The organism is Stenotrophomonas sp. Sm10 (assembly GCF_030985515.1).
Lineage (GTDB): Bacteria > Pseudomonadota > Gammaproteobacteria > Xanthomonadales > Xanthomonadaceae > Stenotrophomonas > Stenotrophomonas hibiscicola.
The window spans coordinates 1-13,711 of the sequence record NZ_JAPTFO010000088.1 but is presented as its reverse complement, the minus strand read 5'-3'; the positions used below and the strand labels follow the sequence as shown (position 1 = coordinate 13,711).

Annotated in this window: 10 protein-coding genes and 4 tRNA genes; 7 read left to right on the top strand and 7 right to left on the bottom strand. The window is 66.6% G+C overall.

Annotated elements, in window-relative coordinates; translation table 11 throughout:
- Positions 1-3 precede the first annotated feature (3 nt).
- The 3 genes from O0J15_RS18195 to O0J15_RS18185 all read left to right on the top strand — a co-directional run bounded on the left by O0J15_RS18195 (position 4) and on the right by O0J15_RS18185 (position 325).
- Positions 4-79 (top strand) — tRNA-Glu (locus O0J15_RS18195).
- Positions 80-125: 46 nt separating this feature from the next.
- Positions 126-201 (top strand) — tRNA-Ala (locus tag O0J15_RS18190).
- Between the two features lie 48 nt (positions 202-249).
- Positions 250-325: transfer RNA gene (locus O0J15_RS18185), tRNA-Glu, on the top strand.
- 141 nt (positions 326-466) lie between these two features.
- Here the strand turns inward: O0J15_RS18185 and O0J15_RS18180 are convergent.
- Complete coding sequence (locus O0J15_RS18180; protein ID WP_019660250.1) at positions 467-883, bottom strand: GNAT family N-acetyltransferase; 417 nt, start codon at positions 881-883, stop codon at positions 467-469.
- A 77-nt stretch (positions 884-960) separates the two neighbouring features.
- Between O0J15_RS18180 and O0J15_RS18175 the strand changes: the two genes are divergently transcribed.
- On the top strand, positions 961-1,917 hold the full coding sequence (locus O0J15_RS18175; protein ID WP_019660251.1) for an SOS response-associated peptidase family protein: 957 nt from the start codon (positions 961-963) through the stop codon (positions 1,915-1,917).
- 10 nt (positions 1,918-1,927) lie between these two features.
- Here O0J15_RS18175 and O0J15_RS18170 read toward each other — a convergent pair whose 3' ends face one another.
- The gene (locus O0J15_RS18170; protein ID WP_021204524.1) at positions 1,928-2,308 is read right to left on the bottom strand and encodes a response regulator; all 381 of its coding nucleotides are present in this window, start codon (positions 2,306-2,308) and stop codon (positions 1,928-1,930) included.
- A gap of 132 nt (positions 2,309-2,440) precedes the next feature.
- On the opposite strand from O0J15_RS18170, the gene O0J15_RS18165 reads away from it, so the two are divergent.
- Together O0J15_RS18165 and O0J15_RS18160 are read left to right on the top strand one after the other, a co-directional pair.
- Positions 2,441-2,526: transfer RNA gene (locus tag O0J15_RS18165), tRNA-Leu, on the top strand.
- 384 nt (positions 2,527-2,910) lie between these two features.
- Complete coding sequence (locus tag O0J15_RS18160; RefSeq protein ID WP_134735598.1) at positions 2,911-4,347, top strand: GGDEF domain-containing protein; 1,437 nt, start codon at positions 2,911-2,913, stop codon at positions 4,345-4,347.
- Here O0J15_RS18160 and O0J15_RS18155 read toward each other — a convergent pair.
- Positions 4,344-6,170, bottom strand: a complete 1,827-nt coding sequence (locus O0J15_RS18155; protein WP_308306079.1) for a methyl-accepting chemotaxis protein — start codon at positions 6,168-6,170, stop codon at positions 4,344-4,346. The two genes, O0J15_RS18160 and O0J15_RS18155, sit on opposite strands and share 4 nt — an antisense overlap.
- Positions 6,171-6,748: 578 nt before the next feature.
- Between O0J15_RS18155 and O0J15_RS18150 the strand changes: the two genes are divergently transcribed.
- The gene (locus tag O0J15_RS18150; RefSeq protein ID WP_308306078.1) at positions 6,749-7,837 is read left to right on the top strand and encodes a DUF5694 domain-containing protein; all 1,089 of its coding nucleotides are present in this window, start codon (positions 6,749-6,751) and stop codon (positions 7,835-7,837) included.
- 39 nt (positions 7,838-7,876) lie between these two features.
- Here O0J15_RS18150 and O0J15_RS18145 read toward each other — a convergent pair whose 3' ends face one another.
- The 4 genes from O0J15_RS18145 to O0J15_RS18130 all read right to left on the bottom strand — a co-directional run bounded on the left by O0J15_RS18145 (position 7,877) and on the right by O0J15_RS18130 (position 13,378).
- The gene (locus O0J15_RS18145) at positions 7,877-8,107 is read right to left on the bottom strand and encodes a hypothetical protein (RefSeq protein WP_019660256.1); all 231 of its coding nucleotides are present in this window, start codon (positions 8,105-8,107) and stop codon (positions 7,877-7,879) included.
- Between the two features lie 62 nt (positions 8,108-8,169).
- Positions 8,170-10,359: a PAS domain S-box protein gene (locus O0J15_RS18140; protein ID WP_111099252.1), complete on the bottom strand. Its 2,190-nt coding sequence runs from the start codon at positions 10,357-10,359 to the stop codon at positions 8,170-8,172.
- 208 nt (positions 10,360-10,567) lie between these two features.
- On the bottom strand, positions 10,568-12,955 hold the full coding sequence (locus tag O0J15_RS18135) for a Tex family protein (protein ID WP_019660258.1): 2,388 nt from the start codon (positions 12,953-12,955) through the stop codon (positions 10,568-10,570).
- A gap of 207 nt (positions 12,956-13,162) precedes the next feature.
- Entirely contained in the window at positions 13,163-13,378 is a 216-nt protein-coding gene (locus O0J15_RS18130) for a hypothetical protein (protein WP_005410085.1), read from the bottom strand.
- Between the last annotated feature and the right edge of the window lie 333 nt (positions 13,379-13,711).

The window sequence follows — 13,711 nt, the reverse complement described above, 5'->3', positions numbered from 1 at the left end:
TGCGTCCCCATCGTCTAGAGGCCTAGGACATCACCCTTTCACGGTGGCGACCGGGGTTCGAATCCCCGTGGGGACGCCAGTTTCAAAACGGACTCTGCTCCCGGCAGATCATCCGGAGTTTCACTGGGGCCATAGCTCAGCTGGGAGAGCGCCTGCATGGCATGCAGGAGGTCAGCGGTTCGATCCCGCTTGGCTCCACCACTTTCGACACCAGGCCGTCGAGGGTTCTACAACTTGAAGTTTTCGTGCGTCCCCATCGTCTAGAGGCCTAGGACATCACCCTTTCACGGTGGCGACCGGGGTTCGAATCCCCGTGGGGACGCCAATTCTTTGAAAGCCCCGGTCTCGGCCGGGGTTTTTCTTTGCCTGCGATTCCCGGAAGGACTCTATCCACGCATGGCGTGGATCTACTGCAGGGCCCGGGCAGGTCCACGCCATGTGTGGATGCCCTCACCGCCACCCGCCTTCAGAACCGCCGGTACATCCCGATCGATGCAGGCGCGGTGGGAGCGAAACCAAACCGCGCGTACAAACGGTGCGCTTCGCCATCTGCCAGAAGGCTGACATATGCCGATGGCGGCAGGTTGGCCTGCATCCAACCATCCAGGCGACGCATCACCTCCTTGCCCAGGCCCTGCCCCTGCAGGCGCGGCAACACGGCGATATCGCAGACCTGCAGGTGGCAGCCGCCATCGCCGACGATGCGTCCCATCGCCACCAGCTCGTTGCCCTGGTAGGCACACACGCCATACAGAGTATTGGGCAGCGCGCGTGCCGCCGCCTCCTGGCTCTTGGCACTGAGGCCCGCCAGTACACGCAGCTGGCAATAGTCTTCAACCGTGGGCACGGCGTCGCGGAACTGGCAGGCGACGGAATCATTCATGCGCTATCTCCCTGTAGGTCGGGCTATCCTGCCTTATCCATGTCGCAGCCGCTGCGACCCACGCCCGCAGAGTTCCCATGTGCTACTCCGCCCTGATCCGCGCCGACTACGCCAAGCTGGTGCGCGAATTCGGCGCCATCCTGTCGCTGGAAGAGTTCGCCGAGCTGTACGCGCACGATCCCGGCAAGAAGCGACCGAAGACCCCGAAGGCCATGGACGACGGCTTTGCCGGCGCGCGCACCGAGCAGGGCCGCGATATCGTCGCGAAAATCCAGCAGTGGCATGCGCAGGAACGGCAGCAACTGGAAGCGGAACTGGCCCGCCAGCGCGAGCGACGCGATATCGCCAATGCCACGCTGGCGACCCGCCCCACCCAGAAAGCCCGCAACGACCTGCGCGTGGCCGGCAACCGCATCGGCCGCGCGCAAGCCCGACTGGAAGACCTGCACCGGGTGCAGCTGCTGCCACGCGACAACCGCATCTTTCCCGGCACCTATGCACCGGTCATGGTCAGCGATGGCGGCAAACGCGTGATCAAGCCGATGCGCTACCAATGCCGGCTGCCGGACAAGACGGCGCGCAACGATGTCCTGTACCCCGGCACCTACAACGCCAGGCGCGACAGCCTGGAAGGCTATTGGCGCGGTGCGTTTGGCCTGCGCCACGGCGTCGTGGTGGTGCAGGCGTTCTATGAGCACGTCCCACGCCATGCCATCGCCGGCCGGATGCTGGGTGCCGACGAGAAGGAACAGGACGTGGTGCTCGAGTTCCGCCCCGATCCGCCACGTGACCTGCTGCTGGCCTGCCTTTGGGCCGAATGGGAGGGACCGGAAGGCCGCCTGCTCTCGTTCGCCACGATCACCGACACCCCGCCACGCGATGTCGCCGCCGCAGGTCACGATCGCGGGGTGATACCGATCCGCAGGGAGCATCTGGATGCGTGGCTCAATCCCGATCCGGACAACCTGGCCGGGCAGTACCGCGTCCTCGACGACCGCGAGGACATCCGCTACGTGTACGAGGAGGCCGGCTGAAGCGCCGTTCTCACGCCGTTGCGCTGGAACGACCCACCGCACGGGCCAGCGCCCTGGTCAGATCCGCCGACAGATACGGCTTGACCAGCAGTACTCCGGCCAGCATCGACTCGGGCAGCTGCTCAGCCAGCATTCCGGTGGCGAGCACGAATGGTACGCCGCGCGCCGACAGTGCTGCCGCCACTGGCTCGCTGGTCTCATTGCGGGCCAGGCGATAGTCCAGCAGGGCCACATCCGGGGCCGAGTCTTCCAGCATGCGCAATGCTTCAGCCACGCTCGCCGCCAACCCGACCACGGTCGCGCCGGCATGCACCAGCTGCATCTGCAGCAAGGCTGCGCTCATCTCGTCGTTCTCGACCACCAGCACCCTCAGGTCCTGCAACACTGTCATCCGGCACCGCTCCTGGAGGCATTCAAGCCGGCGCAGTATAGCCACCACAGAGCCGATGCCGACAGGAAGCGCCCCGATTGGCCTTGCCTCTATGAAAGCCCTGCCGACCTCGGTTACACTCGCACGCTGCCTGCCGGTGTGGCGGAATGGTATACGCAGCTGACTCAAAATCAGCCGGGGGTAACCCCATGAAGGTTCGAGTCCTTTCACCGGCACCACTGCATCAAAGGCCAGGTCCCTGACCTGGCCTTCTGCATTTCCAGTGCCGGGCGCCGGAACTGGGATTGATGCCAACGCCCGCCCTGCCCTCGCTCCCCGAGATCCCGACCGCACGGCTGCGTCCACCTCACGCGGATGACACGACGCTCTGGTCGCGCTGCTTCTCACTGCCGGGCGTGGCCAAGCGCGGCTGCACCCTCGACCGCGTGGGGACACCCGTGCCTTCTGGATGAACGCCCGCGGCACAGGCTCCGCGCCAACACAGAGGAACGCAACTGCGACTTCCGGCAAGTATTTAAATAGACACAGCGCACACTTTTCTTGCAAGCCTCACGTGCTTCTGCCTATCGTGATCCCAGCCGGAGCTGGGGGTGGGGGAATGCATGACGTTGCGTGCGGCGCTGTTTTTTCTGGTTACGCACGCGCTCGTCATTGCCTTTATCGGCCCGCAGGACCCGGTCGGCTCCTACCTGATGCTGATCACCGCACCGCTGCTGGCTGCACTGGCCTGCGTGCGGCGTGCACGTGACAGCCACCAGGCCGCCTGCAAATGGCGGACGCTGGGCGCGGCCGTGGGCCTGTTCTCGCTGGCCCTGCTGGCCCTGCTGTACCGCAATGTGACGGGCCTGGATCCCGCGCAGACGGCCGTGTCTTCGCTGATCCTGTACGTGTTCTACCGCATCCCCCTGACCTACGTTGCCGCCAGCCCGGGAGGCGGCAACCGTTGCATCCGCGCGGTGGACCTGCTGATCATCGCGTTGCTGTGGCTGTTGTACTACGGGCACACGCGGGCGATGGCGCACTTCAACGCCGCATTGTGGACGCAGTGCCTGAACACCATGAGCAGCATGCAGAACAGCCTGGTGTTCTGCTTCGCACTGATCCGTTTCCTGGCCGAGGACGATCCGGACCGCCGCGATTTTTTCCGGACGCTGACGATCTACGCGCTGGGCTACTTTCTGCTGGCCTTCTACATCAATACCTATCAGCCGCAGGTGCCCGACGGCAGTTGGGGCGACCTGCTGATCAGTGGACTGTTCGTGCTGCTGGCCACCCTGGCGGGCAGCCATCGTCGCTACCCGACAGTGGAGGTATCCCGCAGCCTGCGGCGCATCATCGATGCCGGCGTACCATTGATGCTGCCATTGCTGCTGATGCTGGTGGCGCTTCTGGTCGCGCGCCTGCAGCCGACCCTGGCCACGGTCGGCTTCATCGGCTCCCTGCTCGGCTATGCCCTGCGCAGCGTGCTGAGCCAGGTGGAGATCCAGCGCCAGCGCGACGAGCTGGAAAAACTGGCACGGCGTGATCCACTGACCGGCCTGGGCAACCGACGCAGCTTCGATGAATCGCTTGGCGCGGCCCACCGCCGCGCGCGGCGCCAAGGTCTGGGCCTGGCCGTTCTCATGATCGATATCGACCACTTCAAGCGCCTCAATGACACCTATGGCCACCCGGAAGGAGATCAGCGCCTGCAGTCGGTCGCCGCCATTCTTGATGGCTGCCTGCAACGGGGTGACGATCTGCTGGCCCGCTATGGCGGCGAGGAGTTCATCGCTGCCCTGCCCTCGCCCGATGCCGCCCACGCCATGGCCCTGGGCGAGCGGGTCCGCGCTTCGGTCGAAGCGGCTGCCCTGCCCGCCCCCGAGGCCACCGTCACCATCAGCGTCGGCGTGGCGTGGCAGGCACCGGGCGAAGAGCACGATCCGCGCGACCTGGTCGAACGCGCCGACCAGGCCCTGTATCGGGCCAAGCGCGCCGGTCGCAACCGCGTATATGGCGACGCAGATACTACGGAAGACAGATGCAACCGCCGGGCCTAGACGGCGTGCAGCGCCGCCGCTCCCTGCCGCTGCCCTGCCGCGCCCTGCACGCGGAAGCTGGCCACGGTCTGCAGCAGCTGCGCCGACTGTTCTTCCATGCTGCGCGCCGCCGCCGACGCCTCCTCGACCAGGGCCGCGTTCTGCTGGGTGCCCTGGTCAATCAGATCGACGGCCTGGTTCATCTGCTGGATATCGTCGCTCTGCTGCTGCGCGGCCGTGCTGATTTCGCTCATCAGGTCACTGACCCGGCGCACGTTTGTCACAATCTCATCCATGGTGCGGCCCGCGCTCTCGACCTGCGCGGTACCGGCGCCGACATTGGCCACCGACGCATCGATCAGGTGCTTGATCTCCTTGGCTGCGCTGGCCGAACGCTGCGACAGCTCACGGATCTCGGTGGCAACCACGGCGAAGCCACGACCATGTTCACCGGCGCGCGCGGCCTCCACCGCTGCGTTCAGCGCAAGAATGTTGGTCTGGAAGGCGATGCCGTCGATCACCCCGATGATGTCGACGATGCGCCGCGATGAGGCATTGATCACCGCCATCGTCTCGACCACCTCATGCACCACATTGCCGCCCCGCGCGGCGACATCGGCTGCCCCACCGGCCAGCTGGCTGGCCTGGCGGGCATTGGTTGCGGTGCGCTGCACCGTCTCGGCAAGACCCTTCATCGACACCGCAGTCTCCTCCAGCGAGGCCGCCTGCTGCTCGGTGCGCTGCGACAGGTCGCTGTTGCCCTGCGCGATTTCAGTCGCACCCACGGCGATGGTGTCGGCCGCGAACTTGATCTGGCCGATGATCGCGGCCATCGCCTCGACCAGCGAATTCACGCCTTCGCACAACTCGGCAATCGGCCCGCTCTTGTCGGCGGTGGCTACGCGCTGGGTCAAGTCACCCAGCTTGGCGGCAGCCACCACCTCTCGGGTCTGCGCCACGGCGCGCTGCATGACCTGGTTCTCGTGCACCTGCGCGGTGATGTCGGCGGCATACTTCACGACCTTGAACGGCTTTCCGTTGAGGTCCAGGATGGGGTTGTAGGAAGCCTGGATCCAGACCTCGCGCCCGTCCTTGCCCAGGCGCCGATACTGGCCCGCATCATATTCGCCGCGCCCAAGTTTCTCCCAGAACTGGCGATATTCCACGCTGCTGCGATGCCCGGGCTCGACAAACAACGAATGGTGCTGCCCGCGCACCTCGTCCAGGCTGTAGCCGGTGGCGGCGAGGAAATTGTCGTTGGCCGACAGGATGCGGCCATCCATGCTGAACTCGATCACCGCCTGCGACTTGGCGATCGCGGCCAGTTGCCCCGCCGAGTCGGCCGCCTGCAGCTTCTGCGCGGTGATGTCGGTCGCGAACTTGACCACCTTGTACGGCCGCCCCTGGCGGTCCAGCACCGGGTTGTACGAGGCCTGGATCCAGATCTCGCGCTGGCCCTTGCCGAAGCGGCGGTACTGTCCGGCGTCATATTCGCCGCGCCCCAAGCGCGCCCAGAAGTCGCGGTACTCGGCGCTGCGCGCCTGCTCGGGGTCGACGAACAGGGAATGATGCCTGCCCTGGATCTCCTCCAGCCGGTACCCCATCGCCTGCAGGAAATTGTCATTGGCCTGCAGGATGGTTCCGTCGAGCGCGAACTCGATGACGGCCTGCACGCGATGCAGCGCGGCCACCTGCGCCTCCAGCTCGGTGCGGTCGGTCATCGCCTTCGCTGTGCCGGTGCGTTGCTGCGGCGCCAGCACGCCAAGCAGCGTACGCCACGGCGACCATCGGGTATGCAGCTCGTCCGGCGCCTGCGCGCCTGCCATGAAGCCTGGAATGAGCATTGTCTGATCCTCGGTGTCCGGTAAGCGGTTGTGACCCGACGGGCGGGATGCCCGGCGGCAACATCAGTTGCCAGGGACTACAGGTGCCAACCGGCACCTCTCGAGCGACTGCCAAGAACGTCTGCTGCGGCTGCGATCGGCATCTGGAAGCGGCGGAACACACTGCGCGGACCGCCCATCGGGGGCAGTCTGGGGTCCTGCGGCGGGCAACTGGAGCGGGATCCAGAGGGGATATCGGCGATGCCGTCGGCCGCTTTAGCGGCATTCCGCGACGTCCGTCGCAACTCCGTCCATTGCAGGCGGAATGCGGTGGACGATTGCCGTGTACTTCACGCCTTTTTCACGTGTCCCCGCCTTCACACCAAGGCATTGGGCCAATGAACGGCTGGACCGGATCCGTTCCGCCACCGGTTGGCGGAACGCTGTACAGCGCAGGCGCCGGGAGGCAGCCGACCACATCGCCGACAGAAGGATGCAGCTCAAGGAAAAAAGGTTTACATGACCGATGCGGGGTTCGCCCGCAGGGGAAAACGACCAGCATGAAGGTCCCGCAGGATGCTCATCTACATGGAGATCGCATGTTCCCTCGCTTTGCCAGCCTTCTTCTCCTGGCCCTATGCAGCAGCAGTGCGCTGGCGACCGGCACCGCCTATCGACCGGCCTTCCACCCGGACCAGCTGAAGGGCCCCCCCGCAGGACGCCCCAACCAGGTACTGGTGCTGGGCAGCCCGCACCTGTCGAGCCTGCCGGAGGCCTTCACGCCGGCAATGCTGGAACCTCTGCTGCAGCGCCTGGAGGCCTGGCGGCCCACCGCGATCGCCGTGGAGAACGTGTCCGGCCTGCAGTGTGACTTCATGCGCCGCAATCCGGCCCGATACGCGGAGAGCGTCGCGGACTACTGCGTCGATCCGGCACCGGCGCAGGCCGCCACCGGTCTGGACGTGCCCAGCGCCAACGTGGAAATGGAACGCCTGCTTGCAGATTGGCCCAAGGCGCCAAGCGCTGCCCAGCGACGTCGCTTGGCCGCAGTCTTCCTGGCTGCGGGCGAGAGCAGCTCGGCAGTCGTCCAATGGCTGCGGCTGCCCCGGGAAGAACGCCGTGCGGCCGACAGCCTGACTCCGGAGCTGGTGCAGTTCCTCGACACGCGCATGACCCGCCGCAACGAGGCCGTCCTGGTGGCCGGCGTGCTTGCCGCACGCCTCGGACTGGAGCGCCTGTGGTCGGTGGACGACCACACTGCGGATTCGCCCATACCGGAATCGCAGCAGAAGGCCTACGCTGCCGCCATACGCGGCGCCTGGGACAACGCCTTCGTCAAAGCACGCAGGGCGGCTGATGAACGGCTCGGAGCCAATCTTGTTCAGCCGGAAGGATTGCTCGCGATGTATCGCGCCTACAACGCACCCGAGACCGCGATGGTGGCGTTCAACAGCGACTTCGGCGCGACGCTTGTCGAACCCTCACCGGAAGGCTTCGGCCGCAACTACCTGGGCTACTGGGAAACCCGTAACCTGCGCATGGTCGCCAACATGCGCGACGTGCTCGGCCAGCATCCAGGCACCCGCATGCTGACCATCGTCGGCGCGTCACACAAGGGCTATTACGAGGCTTACCTCAACCTGATGCATGACGTGCAGCTGGTCAGTTCGGATGAAGTACTGCGCTGACGCAACTGCGCATGGGGGATGCGGTAACCATCCGCCGCATCACTCCACCGCGTTCCTGCCCGCCCGCCACAGCATGATGCTGGCGGCACCGATGCAGGACAGCGTGAACACCAGCAAGGCGACCGCGCCGCCCTGCAGCACCGGCAGCAGGGCCTGCGCGTGCAGGTCGCCGCGCAGCTGTTCCGCACGCAGGCAGGCGGCCAGGGCCAGGCACCAGCCGACCATTGCCGGGGCGTAGGCACGCAGCGTCACCGGGTTGCAGACATTCATGGGACCACCTGTAGGAGGGGAAGTGCGCGGAGTATTCGCGCACGCCCTCTCACAGGTTGAGATCAGCCCTCGGTCGGATCGATGTCGCCGCCCGGCAGCTCACTCGCCTCGCCCTGTACCTGCACGTTGTTGCGGCCCATTGCCTTGGCCCGGTAGCACTGGGCATCGGCCGCCGCCACGGCCTGGTCGACGCTCATCCCGCCCGTCAAGGGCGCGATGCCGATGCTGGCGCCCACATGCAGGCGGTCCTGGTCCCACGGAATCGACAGCGACGCAAGGGTGTGCAGCAGCTCGCCGCCAATGCGCGCTGCACGACGCGGCGTGCAACCGGACAGGATCACCGCGAACTCATCCCCACCCAGCCGCGCCACCACATCCGAATCCCGCACGCCGTGGCGCAGCACGCTGGCCACCGCCCACAGCACGGCGTCACCGGCCAGATGGCCCCAGGTGTCGTTGACCGGCTTGAAGCGGTCCAGGTCGATGTACATCAGCGAGGCGGCCTGGCCGGTACGCTCCACGCGGGTGATCGCCTGCTGCAGATGCACCTCGAAGCCACGACGGTTGCTCAGCTCGGTCAGCGGATCGATCTCGGCCAGGTGGCGGGCTTCGCGCTGCCGCGCCCGCTGCTGGGTGTCGTCGCGCAGCACCCACACCGCGCCGCGCACATGGCCCTCGTCATCGCGCAGCCAGGCGCGGGTCAGATCGACCGGGATCGTGGCCGTGCCCAGGCGCAGCAGAAGGTCGGCATGCAGGTCCACCGCATTGCTTTCCGGGTCCAGCAGCACGGATACATCAAGCACCGAGCCGGGCGCGTATTCGGTGGTCAGCGCCAGTACGTCCTGCACGTTGTGCCCTGCCAGCGACAGCGCGCCATCACCGGCGAGGGTGCGGACAGCAGCGGCGTTGGCGTAATCGATACGACCGTCCAGACTGACGCTGAGCACCAGATCGGCCACGGCATCGAGGGTGATGCGGCTGCGCTGCTCGCTCTCGAACAGGCGCTGTTCGCTGCTGCGCTGGGCGCTGATGTCCTGGATCTGCGACACGAAATGCAGCGGCTCGCCATGCTCGTTGCGCACCAGCGAGACCGACAGCCGCGCCCAGATCACCTTGCCGTCGCGATCGAGATAGCGCTTTTCCAGGTGATAGTGACTGCGCCGCCCGGCCAGCAGATCCTGCACCAGGGCCAGGTCGGCCTGCAGGTCATCGGGGTGGGTCAGGCGTTGGAAATCAACCTGCAGCAGTTCCTCGCGGGGGTAGCCCAGGATCCGGCACAGGGCGTCATTGACGTCCAGCCAGCGCCCCTCCAGCGACACCAGCGCCATGCCCAGCGCCGCCGACGTGAACGCACCGGCGAATTTCTCCGCCGCCAGGCGTGCTTCGGCACGTGCCTGCAGGATCTCGGTGATGTCGATGGACATGCCGACGTAGCCGATGCGCGCGCCGCCGGCACCATCCATGCGGCTGATCGACAGGCGCACCTGGCGTGGCTGGCCGTCCTTGCGCCGCAATGTCCATTGCCTTGAATAGGTCTGCGCATCGGCACGGGCGCTGAGGGCTTCAAACGCGCCCGGCAGGCGTCCGTCCGCAGCCGCCAGCGGGCGCAGCCATGCCGCCAACTCGTCCGGATCGTGGAAATCACCCAGTCGCCGCTGTCCGACCACTTCCTCCGCGCTGTATCCCAGCAGGCGTTGCGCACCGGTATTGAACAGGGTAATGGTGCCTTCGGTATCGGTCGCGATTACCGCCACCTCGTCGGACGCATCGACCACGGCCTGCAGCCGCTGCCGGCTTTCGGCGGCGTCCTGCCGCGCCTGCTGCAGCTCGGTCACGTCGGCATGCGCACCGGCCATCCACAGCGGTCGTCCCTGCCCATCCCATTCGAACACGCGGCCACGGTCGTGGATCCATATCCACTGGCCGTTCTTGTGGCGCATGCGGAGCAGGCAGACATAGTTGTCGCTGCGGCCTTCAAAATGATCCTCAAGTGCCGCGTCGGACAGGACGATGTCATCGGGATGGACCAGCTTCAGGAACGTCTTCTGGCACACCGGCTCCAGCTCTTCCAGGCGATAACCGACGATCTCCGCCCAGCGCGCATTGACCCGCATCTCGCCGGTCTGCACGTTCCACTCCCAGGTGCCGGCGGCGGTGCCGTCAATGATCATCGCCAGGCGACGACGCTCTTCGGCCAGCGCCTGCAGGCGCCGCTCCAGCAACCCGTTGCCGTTGGTTCCCTGGCCGGCCATCAACCCGTACCCCGGCCCGCACAGGGAGGCAGCGGCCGCAGCGCGACGCTGCAGACCTCAACGAAGACGACGGGTCCTGCTGGCGTCATGGCCCTCCCCAGCAACAGCGGGGTGGCCGGACGCCTCCCCTCAAGCGCAAGTGTGCGCAATCACGGGGAAAATCGACAAGTCCCCCGCCACGAATCAAGCGTGACGGGGAACACGGTCCTCAACTGCGCTTGGCGCGGGCGAAGGCCTCGGCCAGGGCGTTGTTGGCCGGGGGCGCGGACGCGGCGGGACGGCCGCCATTGCCCTGGCCCCGGTTCGGCCCGCGGTTCTGGCCGCCTGCATCGCGGCGCGGACCCTGCCCATGGCCGCGCTCATCACGCTGGCCCGGGCGGCTGGTGGCTTGGCCGGGGGTATCGTCCAGGCGCCGGGTCAGGGCGATGCGCTTGCGCGCCACGTCCACCTCCAGCACCTTCACCTTGACGATATCGCCGGCCTTGACCACGTCGCGCGGGTCCTTCACGAACGTATCGGACAGGGCCGAAATGTGGATCAGGCCATCCTGGTGCACACCGATATCGACGAAGGCACCAAAGGCCGCCACGTTGCTTACCACACCCTCGAGCACCATGCCCTCGCGCAGATCCTTGATGTCCTCGACGCCCTCGGCGAAGCGTGCCGCCTTGAACTCGGGGCGTGGGTCTCGGCCCGGCTTCTCCAGTTCCTTGAGGATGTCACGCACGGTCGGCACGCCAAAGGTGGCATCGGTGAACTGCTCGGCCTTCAGGCCGCGCAGGAAGCTGCCATCACCGATCAGCGCCTTGATCGGGCGCGCGGTGCTGGCCACGATGCGCTCGACCACCGGGTAGGCTTCGGGGTGTACCGCCGAAGCATCCAGCGGCTCATCACCGTCGGCAATGCGCAGGAAGCCCGCGCACTGTTCAAAGGTCTTCTCGCCCAGGCGCGCCACCTTCAGCAGGTCCTTGCGGCGCTTGAACGGGCCGTTCGCATCACGGTGGCGCACGATGTTCTCGGCCACCGTGGCCGACAGGCCGGACACCCGCGACAACAGTGCAGCCGAAGCGGTGTTCACGTACACGCCCACCGCGTTCACGCAGTCCTCCACGCGGGCATCCAGCGCGCGCGCCAGACGGTACTGGTCCACATCGTGCTGGTACTGGCCGACACCGATGGCCTTGGGTTCGATCTTCACCAGTTCGGCCAGCGGGTCCTGCAGGCGGCGGGCGATCGACACCGCCCCACGTAGCGACACGTCCAGCTCCGGGAACTCCCTGGCCGCGAACTCGGACGCCGAGTACACCGACGCGCCGGCCTCGCTGACCACCACCTTCTGCAGCTTCGGGTTGCCAGCAGCCTTGATCGCTTCGCCGGCCAGCTTGTCGGTTTCACGGCTGGCGGTGCCGTTGCCGATCGCGATCAGTTCCACGTTGTGCTTGGCGCACAGCTGCTTGATCGTCTGCAGCGACTGCTCCCACTGGCGACGCGGCTCGTGCGGGTAGATGGTGTCGGTGGCCACCAGCTTGCCGGTGGCATCGACCACGGCGATCTTGCAGCCGGTGCGGATGCCCGGGTCCAGTCCGAGCACGGTCTTCGGGCCGGCGGGTGCCGCCAGCAACAGGTCCTTCAGGTTGTCGCCGAACACCGCGATGGCCTCGGCTTCGGCCTTCTCGCGGGCCTGGTTGAACAGGTCCAGCAGCAGGTGCGTGTGCAGCTTGGCGCGCCAGGTGAGCCGGCAGGCGTCCAGCAGCCAGCGGTCGGCGGCGCGGCCCTGGTCGGCGATGCCGGCCCTGCGCGCCACGCGCCCTTCGGCGTACTGGTGGCCGGCCTCGGCATCACTGCCGGGGTCCAGCTCCAGGAACAGGATCTCCTCGCGGCGCGCGCGAAACAGCGCCAGCAGCCGGTGCGAGGGAATCTTCGCCAACGACTCGGCGTGATCGAAGTAATCGCGGTACTTGGCGCCTTCGGTTTCCTTGCCCTCGGCCACGCGCGCGCGGATCACGCCGGTTTCGCCCAGCCAGGTGCGCAGTTCGCCGACCAGCGCGGCGTCTTCACCCCAGCGCTCCATCAGGATCGCGCGCGCACCTTCCAGCGCAGCCTTGGTGTCGGCCACGCCTTTGTCGGCATTGACGAAGCTGGCCGCAAAGCTCTGCGGGTCCTGCGTCGGGTCGGCCAGCAGGCCATCGGCCAGCGGCTCCAGCCCCGCCTCGCGGGCGATCTGGGCGCGGGTACGGCGCTTGGGCTTGTACGGCAGGTACAGGTCTTCCAGACGGCTCTTGGTATCGGCGGCCAGGATGTCGTTGCGCAGTTCGTCGCTGAGCTTGCCCTGTTCGCCGATGCTGGCCAGCACCGCTGCGCGACGGTCCTCCAGCTCGCGCAGGTAGGTCAGGCGCACTTCCAGGTTGCGCAGCTGGGTGTCGTCCAGGCCGCCGGTCACTTCCTTGCGGTAGCGCGCGATGAACGGAACGCTGGCGCCCTCGTCGAGCAGGCCGACGGCGGCGCGCACCTGGGCGGACTGGGCACCGATCTCGTCGGCGATGGTCTGGGCGATCTGCTGGGCGAGCGCGCTCTGGGCGTTCTTGGCGTCGTGCATTGCTTCAGGTCTGTGCCGCATTACGGGAAGACCCCATTCTGGCAACCCGCGACGGAGCCGGACAAGGCATTGACAGGGCGCAAGGTTCAGCGGCGTAGCCGGATTGGACGCCGGCATCCTGGCAAAGCGCGGGCCCGGACTGGCCCTGGGCTGGGATGCCGGCGCGGGCGCGCGATGGTGGGCGCGCCCTGCCGCGTGTTACGAAGGTCAGCGGTAGTGGCGGGCGGCGCGCTGCATGACGATCTCGTCACGCATGCCTTCCAGGGCCATCAGGCGGACCTTGCCGACACCCTGCAGTTCCATGAACCGCTCCGTGTAGAACTCCGGCCCCAGCGCGGTGTCGGCGCGGGATTTGCTGAAGCCGTAGGGCACCACGCCCTTCTCGCCATCCTTGCTACCACCGACATAAAGAACGATTGCCATGTGATGTATTCCTCCAAATTGCTACTGCGTACTGCACTCGATGAGCGATGCTGCGAGCTCATCGAGGGAGAGCTTACCGCGTCGAACCTGACTGGAACGTCACGAAGGCTAATGACGATCGGTTGCATGCAGATGACGGCGGGATCGCAGCAGAATGCTTACGGATCTTTAACTTCCGGCTAACGAATCAGTACGGGATTCCCGCCAACGGCGCAGCCCCTCGTGGCTTGGTCGCGAAGTGCGTTTCATGTGATTGGTCAGGGCGGGATGGGGTCGCGGGACACGCCGTAAACCCATCCATGGGGGCTCGATGGCGCCATCCATGGCGCCAAC

Excerpts from the sequence above, each read along its gene's own strand:
- O0J15_RS18175 (WP_019660251.1), top strand. The coding sequence starts at position 961 with ATGTGCTACTCCGCCCTGATCCGCGCCGACTACGCCAAGCTGGTGCGC.
- O0J15_RS18150 (WP_308306078.1), top strand. The coding sequence starts at position 6,749 with ATGTTCCCTCGCTTTGCCAGCCTTCTTCTCCTGGCCCTATGCAGCAGC.
- O0J15_RS18160 (WP_134735598.1), top strand. The coding sequence starts at position 2,911 with ATGACGTTGCGTGCGGCGCTGTTTTTTCTGGTTACGCACGCGCTCGTC.
- O0J15_RS18180 (WP_019660250.1), bottom strand. The coding sequence starts at position 883 with ATGAATGATTCCGTCGCCTGCCAGTTCCGCGACGCCGTGCCCACGGTT.
- O0J15_RS18170 (WP_021204524.1), bottom strand. The coding sequence starts at position 2,308 with ATGACAGTGTTGCAGGACCTGAGGGTGCTGGTGGTCGAGAACGACGAG.
- O0J15_RS18140 (WP_111099252.1), bottom strand. The coding sequence starts at position 10,359 with ATGGCCGGCCAGGGAACCAACGGCAACGGGTTGCTGGAGCGGCGCCTG.
- O0J15_RS18145 (WP_019660256.1), bottom strand. The coding sequence starts at position 8,107 with ATGAATGTCTGCAACCCGGTGACGCTGCGTGCCTACGCCCCGGCAATG.
- O0J15_RS18155 (WP_308306079.1), bottom strand. The coding sequence starts at position 6,170 with ATGCTCATTCCAGGCTTCATGGCAGGCGCGCAGGCGCCGGACGAGCTG.
- O0J15_RS18135 (WP_019660258.1), bottom strand. The coding sequence starts at position 12,955 with ATGCACGACGCCAAGAACGCCCAGAGCGCGCTCGCCCAGCAGATCGCC.
- O0J15_RS18130 (WP_005410085.1), bottom strand. The coding sequence starts at position 13,378 with ATGGCAATCGTTCTTTATGTCGGTGGTAGCAAGGATGGCGAGAAGGGC.